At 44.5% G+C, this 7,067-nt stretch carries 4 protein-coding genes; all 4 read right to left on the bottom strand.

Annotation, left to right across the window (positions count from 1 at the left end; translation table 11 throughout):
• Nucleotides 1-51: 51 nt before the first annotated feature.
• On the bottom strand, nt 52-741 hold the full coding sequence (locus QVO39_RS06870; RefSeq protein WP_018029060.1) for an ABC transporter ATP-binding protein: 690 nt from the start codon (nt 739-741) through the stop codon (nt 52-54).
• A gap of 139 nt (nt 742-880) precedes the next feature.
• Nucleotides 881-1,849 (bottom strand): PorV/PorQ family protein, encoded by a 969-nt coding sequence (locus QVO39_RS06865; RefSeq protein ID WP_040576091.1) that lies wholly within the window; start codon nt 1,847-1,849, stop codon nt 881-883.
• A gap of 37 nt (nt 1,850-1,886) precedes the next feature.
• A complete protein-coding gene (locus QVO39_RS06860; protein WP_021903554.1) occupies nt 1,887-4,655 on the bottom strand; it encodes a S8 family serine peptidase in 2,769 nt (922 codons plus the stop codon).
• A gap of 132 nt (nt 4,656-4,787) precedes the next feature.
• Nucleotides 4,788-6,446 carry a BACON domain-containing protein gene (locus QVO39_RS06855; RefSeq protein ID WP_018029057.1) on the bottom strand — a complete coding sequence of 553 codons (1,659 nt, stop codon included), beginning with the start codon at nt 6,444-6,446 and terminating at the stop codon, nt 4,788-4,790.
• Nucleotides 6,447-7,067: the final 621 nt, after the last annotated feature.

Genomic DNA, 7,067 nt, shown 5'->3' with positions numbered 1-7,067 from the left:
TATTATTCCGGAGGGAGTTGGCTAATTCTTGTAGATAAGCAATCATCGCACTCAGTCCTCCCCTACAATCAGCCCATCCTTAATATGTATGGTTCGCTCACACGCCTCAGCCACTCCTGGCTCGTGTGTCACGATCAGCATCGTCAGCCCTTGGTCTCGATTGATCTCCTTCAGCAGATCCATCACCTCCACCGTTGTCTTACTATCAAGGGCACCAGTCGGCTCATCGGCCAGCAATATTGAGGGCTTTGTGATAAGGGCTCTCGCCATAGAGACCCTCTGCTTTTGACCGCCCGAGAGCTCATTAGGCAGGTGATCTTTCCACTGAAGCAGGCCTACCCGATCAAGATACTCCTCCGCCAGCTGCATACGCTCCCGTTGTGGAACCCCTTGATAGTAGAGGGGCAATGCCACGTTCTCCACCGCCGTCTTAAACGAGATCAGATTAAAGCTCTGAAAGACGAAGCCAATCTTACGGCCCCTCATCTCAGCAGCGGCTTCTTCCGAAAGGTTTTGGATCAATTGACCATCTAGGTGATAGCTCCCTTGGTCGTATTCATCGAGAATCCCTAAGATATTAAGTAACGTACTCTTGCCGCTACCACTGGCACCCATCAATGCCACCATCTCCCCATCATAGACGCTCATATCCACCCCTTTCAGCACATGCAACGGCTGAGAGCCTGGATACGTTTTGTGAAGACCCCGTACATCAATGATAGCCTTGCTACCTCTATTCATAATATATTAGTGTCATTAGGACTTCACAAATGTACCATAATATTTCCCAAACTACCAACCTTCCTCCTCCAAAAAGAGACGACAAGAGCGTATAAGAGAAATCTCCTATACGCTCTTGTTGCGATAAAGAGTTCTTAGATCAATAGTCAAATGACAAGGAGAGGACCAGTCTATCAGCCCCGAAGTCACTCAGCGACTTAAGGTAACCAAAGTCTAGCTTTGCACCATAAAGAGCTACACCAGCACCTACACTCCAAAGGCTCGTCTCCTTGCTACCATATTGATAGCCAGCACGCAGACTTGCGATATTGAAGAGCGTATACTCAGCACCCACATTGGTCTGGAATACTTGTGCTTTATATGGCAGGAAGTAATACTTACCCCCTACTACAGCACGTAGCTTATGGTTTTCGCTGATAGTAAGACCATAGTCTGCTGTCACCTGCATATTGGTTGGCAGAGCATACGACTCATTCTTGGCATAGTTGATAGGTGCACCAAAGTCCGCTACTCTAGCACCCACGTTGATATCACTCTTAGCAGAGATAGGGATCAAACAGTTGGCACCGACACTAAAGGCTCCAGCATAGGCTACACGTCCAGTATAGCTTTGGATAAAGCTACCTGTGGCATAAGCTGCAAACATCTTATTAAACTTAAAGGCATAGCCCATATCCACAGCCCAATCAAATGGAGTATAGCTCTTTCTGCTATAACCCCATTGATCATTAGTGTTGCCCTTGATCTTCATACCACCTTGGTATCTAAAACCAGCATAGATCACATGGCGATCCAAAAAGCGATACCCTACAGATGCTGCACCGAAGCCTAGTTTTCCTTCTACAAACTCATTCTCCTGCGTCTTGAACATCAATCCAGTGGCCGAGACGGTTAGCTTCGTATCTCCATTAAAGATCGAAGCTGGGTTGGTGTAGAGATAGTTACGATCGGTTTTAGTCAAGGTAACATTTCCCATAGCTGCTGCACGAGCATCCGTTTGGGTCTCAAGGAAAGACAATCCACGGCTTTGCTGAGCCTGCATTGAGACTCCCGAACATATAGATAGTGCAAGGGCGAAGAGTGCCCCGATGATTGGCTTTGTATTCATAACGTTCATAATTCTAAATTAAGTCCACTTAACGGGGTTATCTCTTCTGCACCACTTGCTCAAATGGCTTCTTTCCAGTGCCAGTGACACGGATTCTGTAGGTACCAGGAGCTAGGTTCTTCACCTTCACACTCGACATTCCTTCGTGGTCTACGAGCAATGCCTTATCCATCACCTTCTCACCCGTCATGGTGTAGATAGTGATCACTGGCTTATTGCTCTTAGGATTAACCCATAGGTTCAGCTTCTCCTTCATTGGAAGAGGCCACACTGCATACACTTCGTTATCCAAGTTCTTAGTCACCGATACCTCAAAGCTAGTACGGGTCTCATAATATCCGTTGGATACCGTGATGGTGATGGTAGTTTTACCTGGCTGGAACGCCTTGATAGTCAGCTTAGAACCCTCCACCACAGCAGTGGCTACAGAGCCATTGCTAGAGCTCACCTTATAGCTAAATTCTAGTAGCTCTTGTGGCTTAAAGACCTTGCTAATATCAAGCGTCAGAGGATCATTCTCCACACCTACCAAGGTGTTAGGTAGCTTCTCAATCAGTTCAGGAGCCTTCACATTGATCACGCGGAATGGAATCTCAAAGGAACCAGAGGTACCCAATTCATCCGTAACGACAACCGTAAAGGTGTAATCACCCTGTGCCAATACTGGACGTATGCTTACCTTGATCCCCTCATCAGTCTTACGCAGACTTACACCTGAAGTTTCGCCTTCAAAAGCAACATCCCATTTCTGTCCATCAGGCTCATTCACCATTAGTGTATATTCAGCCTTACCTTTGATATCAAATACCGTGATAGGCTCTTTAGGCACATTGGTAATCACAGGAGGGTTATTGACTTTTGTTTTGGTCTCCATAAAGGCTGGTGCACTCTTCAACCCCCAACGGTCTATCGCCACAATAGCAAAGTAATAGGTAGTGCTGTGCTTTAGACCAAACACATCAAAACTCATCTCTTCACCCGCCTCTTTATTCATACCACTCACAAAGCCTGACTGATTGCCAATACGCCTTCCTTTGGTGTAATTACTCTTATCCAGCGGTTTCTCAGAGATATAAAGCTCATACTTCGATGGAGCTCCATCATCAGCATCCTTAGGCACTTGCCAGTAGATAGTAGCACTTAAGAAGTCATTCTCCTTAGACTTTTCAGGCAAGAACTTTGGTGCCTCAGGTGCCTTATTCTTATTCTCCAAGGTGAGTGCTAGGTAGGCATCAATATAGCCAGCCCCCAACTTGCCTTCATACCCTGGATTATACATATCAATATCATGAGTACCTGCTAGTAGATATTGCTCCAATTGAGCGGCAGTAAAGCCAGGGCCTCCTCTGTGTGAAACCACTAGAGCAGCTACACCAGAAACGTGAGGACACGCCATAGAGGTACCATTGTACCAATCATAATTATCAGCATTGACCGTACTTAAGACGCCTCCCTTTGTGCCAAACTTACTTTGGTCACCACCAGGGGCAGTAATATCTGTCCACGTACCATAGTTAGAATAACCAGCTTTAGTAAAATCTGGACCCATTGCATTGACTGCAATGGCGGGACCATATTCACCTGGAGCATAGCGCTCTTCTGAGTTGCTATTTCCAGAAGCAATGATGACCACGCCCCCCTTCATTGGAGAGTCAGCTAGCTGGTTACCATCATTGTCACAGCCAGCATACTTGATAAAGTAATCTATCGCATCACGGTAGGAGCCTGGAGTTCTTCCTGGAGCTTGGTTTCCCCAAGAGTTCTGGGAGATGACTGCCCCATTATCAGCAGCATAGACAAACGCCTTTGCAAAACCACCTTGCCCTCTCTTACCAGAGAATACACCAGTACTCATAATCCTTACACCAGAATTTGGCGTACCGTCACCACCAGCGACACCGCAGACACCAATACCATTATTATTGCGTGCTGCTACGGTACCCGCCACGTGAGTTCCATGGAAGTCAGCATCTGGAACAGGGGCGCCACCTTTGTTATCAGCAAAGTTGTAGCCATAAACGTCGTCTATGTATCCATTGCCATCATCATCAACGCCCTCTTCTCCATTGAGCTCGGCTTCGTTAATCCAGAGATTATCCTTGATATCCTTATGGGTGATATCCACACCACCATCCTCTACGCAGACAATCACATTTGGGGTTCCTGTAGTGATCTCCCAAGCGCGGAAAAGGTTGATATCAGCACCCATAACACTTCTGCCCATACTACCTGTATTATTGTAGTGCCACTGCTGGCTCAGTAGTGGATCATTAAATGGCATTTTTGAGCTTCGGTCTCTAAATCCTAGCATATCAAAAATAGGATTGGTGTGATCGCTCAACATCATGGCCTCAGGCTCGTACTCCACCACGTCAACTCCAGTCACTTCACTCATGGTCTGGAGTGCCATCACCATATCCATATCTTTATCTATGGTCACCTCATACCAGAGGTCCAAGCCCTCTCGCTTTTTGCGCTCTTCAAAACGAGGGTCTACACGGAATAGACGCTCCATTTTAGAGGCTTGGAGCCTATTCAATGCGGTGCCAAGTGGCGTGGGGACGTTATTCATTTGAATGTCACCCATCCTAGAGATTTCCATTTCACCTTGCAACTCCCTAGAAACCTTGATGACCACTTTCCCTGGAAGTGGTTTGCCATAAATTAACAAGTTCTCAGAAGCTTCTGTCCTTAAGCCTTGTTCGGTAGCTTGTTCAGAAACATCCTCTTGATGCATCACTCTATCATTCTTACAACCTGCAAAAAGGATAATAAGCGATGATAACAACCAAATGTATCTTTTCATCTGTAAGTCTTAATTTTGATTATTTAAAGGCCCCACTCCTTAGGTCTGTATAATCTCACATACCATAAAAAGTGGGGCACTAAGTTTAACAAGTAATCTTGAATCCTTTTAATCTAAAGGCAGACCACAAAATTACATAGGTCTTTCAACGAAATGCCTATAAATCATAGCACTTCTATCTTTGTGTAGTAGATACTTCTCCATTGAAGAAGCTTCTGCGTCAACATAAGCCTGAACTCTGATAACATCCTTACCATCGTTAAAGTCTTTATAGTTCTGTACGCTTACCCCAACTACTCTGTCATCCTTTTGGAACCAATGATAAGGAGTTTGGAAAGCAACGAATTCGTAGCCATTCTTCTCCATCAATTCTTTGAATTCCTTAGTTAGGTAATAACTTCCCTTCGTTTCCTCCTTCCAGAATACACGATTGAAGTCAGCATCCAATTGACCGAGGGCATCCAGTTGACCTATCTGGCTATCACGACCCTTGTCCTCTGAACTTACAAACCAATACTGATGCATCAATGGAAGAGTTGACTTAACATTAAAGCTAGCATATTTAATATTGTCTTTTGGATCTTTTTTCTCGGCCTCTAGAGTGCCATTATTTTCTGCCTCATATTTTTTAACATCATCAATCTTCCAACCCACCTTTGTTGGGGTAGCAACATGAACTAACATATTATCAAGAGGCACTTCGCCGTAAGTAGGATAAGCCTTTGGTTGCTCTGGATCTGGAGGTGTTGGCATTTGGAATACGACAGCTGCCTTGCCCTTTGCTTCACCTATAAGCAACTTGTACTTAAGTACATTGCCCTTTGGATCAGTTACTTCCTTCGTGCCCTTATAGATTTCACCAGACTTGTCAAGAGTATAGCCTAGATCTTTCTCTACGAACTCAATGTACCCAGTTTCTTTGAACTTCTCAAAACTCAAAGTACTAACATATTGAATCGTCTCAAGATAAGAGCCTTCGTAATTGAAGATATAGGTTAAGGTAGGCAAGAATTCACAACTTGTAACAAATTCGTACATAGCACCACTTGGTGGAATACCCCAACTTGGCAATCCTGCACTTGGTGCTGAGTAGCTCATAAGGAAGGATCCTTGCTCTTTTTCATATGAAAGCAATTGATACTGAGTTGGGTAGCTATTAGTGAGGAGTGGAGTATGGAACCCTGCACCCTTACCTGCCTGCTGTACGGTGATCTCCTTTTGCAAGGTGCCACTCTTAGCATAGAGCTTAGCCTCACGAGGTTCGCCATCATTAGCAGCGATCTCCAGCTCAATCATATCATTGAATACATTCTGCTTGATCCAAGCCTGAGCAGCCTCATCAATATCTAGTGTCCACGCACCAGAATTGCTCTTCACGCTGATCAGCTTGCTTGCACCTGAATTAGGCACAACGATGGTCTCAGGAGAAACTTCCAAAGAAATGTCAGCAGCAGTTTGTATTACCTCTACCTTTTCGCTAGTTGAACCAGCTACTACCAGTACTTGAGCGGCACGGTCCTTTCCAGCCTCATTAGGCATAGCCACGATCTGTAGGCTATTACCAGAAACGGTGGTCTTGATCCAATCAGCATTGGAAATAGCATTCCACTTAACTTGATTAGTGGTTACAGTGATAGCTTGGGCTTCGCCACCAGCATTAGGAATAGTGACAGAAGTAGCAGAGAGTGACAAAGTTGCCTCTTCTGGTCCATCATCCTTAGGCGCACAGGATGTTAACATCCCGATCAGCAACGTTACCGCCAAAGCGGCCAGGTAGTTAATCTGTTTCATAGTTTTTGATAAAATAGTTAAAAATTCGCACTGATTGCTCAGCACATTAGTAATACTCGTTTTTTGCTAGTAGCTAAGCATTCCTTTCATTATCAAGTCATCGCAACACATATATGACGACTCTAGGTACTTAGTATCTTGCTCAACAAATGTAGGTGACATATTGATTCACCAAATAATTCTAAAGGAAATTAATACTAATTTGGTATTTTAAAACTCCACATTGCAATTTAATAGTTTAGCACTTAGGAACTCTTAGATATTTCACAATAGAGGGTGAACGAAGATGAATACTCCTATATATATAATGTGTGTGCCTGATAATAGCACCATGGGTTAAGCATTAGAAAGGTCTTATCGTGAATGACCTCCCCCTCGTGGGAGGTCATTACTTATAGACTATCCGGTGGATGCAACTCAGTAAGACTATTCTAATTTGTAACCCATACACACAAGAGACTCTACGAAGATAAATACCCCTATATATATAATATAATGTGTGTGCCTGATAATAGCACCATGGGTTAAACATTAGAAAGGTCTTATCACGAGACATTCATCAGAGAGTCGATGGGTAAGGACCTCCGCGAGGAGGTCCGATTTGTCGTAGCCCCCATTCGA

Source organism: Porphyromonas sp. CAG:1061, assembly GCF_000435035.1.
GTDB lineage: Bacteria > Bacteroidota > Bacteroidia > Bacteroidales > Porphyromonadaceae > Porphyromonas_A > Porphyromonas_A somerae.
Note: the sequence above shows the minus strand (reverse complement) of the source record. Positions and strands in the feature narration are given on the sequence as shown.